Annotated in this window: 1 protein-coding gene and 1 pseudogene; both read left to right on the top strand. The window is 61.9% G+C overall.

All coding sequences use genetic code 11. The features are described 5' to 3' along the window. Positions 1-261 (top strand): annotated as a pseudogene (locus ACODSP_RS28220) (IS21 family transposase); the annotation flags it as partial. After that, positions 251-586 (top strand): ATP-binding protein (locus ACODSP_RS28215; protein WP_488968826.1); only part of this gene is annotated, 336 nt, incomplete at its 3' end. The pseudogene ACODSP_RS28220 and the gene ACODSP_RS28215, both read left to right, overlap by 11 nt.

The raw sequence follows: 586 nt of genomic DNA, 5'->3' as shown, positions 1-586 counted from the left end.
GACATGGTCGATATCCTGGCCCTGGTCCTGCAGCACGACGAGCAGGCGGTGCTGGCCGCCGTCGAACTGGCCCTGTCCGACGGCGTGGCAACCAAAACCCATGTCCTGAACATCCTGCATCGCCTGATCGATGGTAAGCCGACCGACGGGCCGACCATCAGCACACCGCAGACCCTGCTCCTGCGCCATGAACCCAAGGCCAATGTCGAACGCTATGACGACCTGCGCGCCCGCAGCACCGGAGGCCGTCATGCGTCATGACCCCGCCAGTGCTGCCATCGTCATCATGCTGCGAAGTCTCAAGATGTATGGAATGGCGCAGGCCGTCACCGATCTGATTGAGCAAGGTGCTCCCGCCTTTGAGGCCGCCATCCCCATCCTGACGCAACTGCTGAAGGCCGAGATGGCAGAACGGGAGGTGCGTTCCATCGCCTACCACATGAAAGCCGCACGGTTCCCAGCCTACAAGGATCTGGCAGGTTTCGATTTCCACGCCAGTGAGATCAACGAAGCCACGGTGCGCCAACTCCACAGCTGCGCGTTCATCGACGGCGCGCAGAATGTCGTGTTGATCGGTGGCCCTGGT

This window comes from Niveispirillum sp. FG156, assembly GCF_057809555.1.
The sequence above is the reverse complement of the archived record's forward strand: the minus strand, read 5'-3'. Positions and strand labels throughout refer to the sequence as shown.